We start from the raw sequence: 612 nt of genomic DNA on the forward strand, positions 1-612 counted from the left end.
GAGCCCGCCGAGGCGACGATCTTCTTCAGGAGATAGGCGTCGGCGCGGAACAGGTTGAACAGCGACGGCAGTTCCTCGCGGATTTTTTCGCGCATCGTTGCCAGCGCTTTTTCGTCATTGAGGAACCGCCCGATCACCTTGGTGAATTCGTCGAACAATTTCTGATGGCGGCGATCATCGGTAAGCGCCGAGAGCAGTTCGGCGGCCAGCGGCGCCAGCGGCACCTTTTCGATCTGTTCGAGCATGCGGCTGGTGACGAAGCCGCGCAGGCCGGATTGCTCTATCGCCGCAAGCGTCTGCGGCACCAGCCGCACGATGAAGCGCGACAGGCCGGCGGCGCGCTCCGTATCGGCCAGCCAATCGGCGACCAGCGCCGAAAAATCGACCTCGGCAAGCTTTTCACGCACCGGTTCGGGCGCCAGAAAGTTGACCTCGATGAAGCGGCCGAGATTGTCGGCGATGCGGTTCTGGTTCTCGGGGATAATGGCGGTGTGCGGGATCGGCAGCCCCAGCGGCCTTCGAAACAGCGCCACCACCGCGTACCAGTCGGCGAGGCCGCCGATGGTCGCCGCCTCGGCAAAGGCAGCGACGAAGCCGAGCCACGCATGGATG

1 protein-coding gene is annotated in these 612 nt (G+C 64.1%); it reads right to left on the reverse strand.

Annotation, left to right across the window (positions count from 1 at the left end):
- The coding region (locus EN991_RS38870) for a DUF445 family protein (protein ID WP_127370665.1) at window positions 1–612 on the reverse strand (612 nt) is incomplete at both ends.

Origin of the sequence: Mesorhizobium sp. M7A.F.Ca.US.005.03.2.1, from assembly GCF_003997795.1 — a bacterium.
Lineage (GTDB): Bacteria > Pseudomonadota > Alphaproteobacteria > Rhizobiales > Rhizobiaceae > Mesorhizobium > Mesorhizobium ciceri.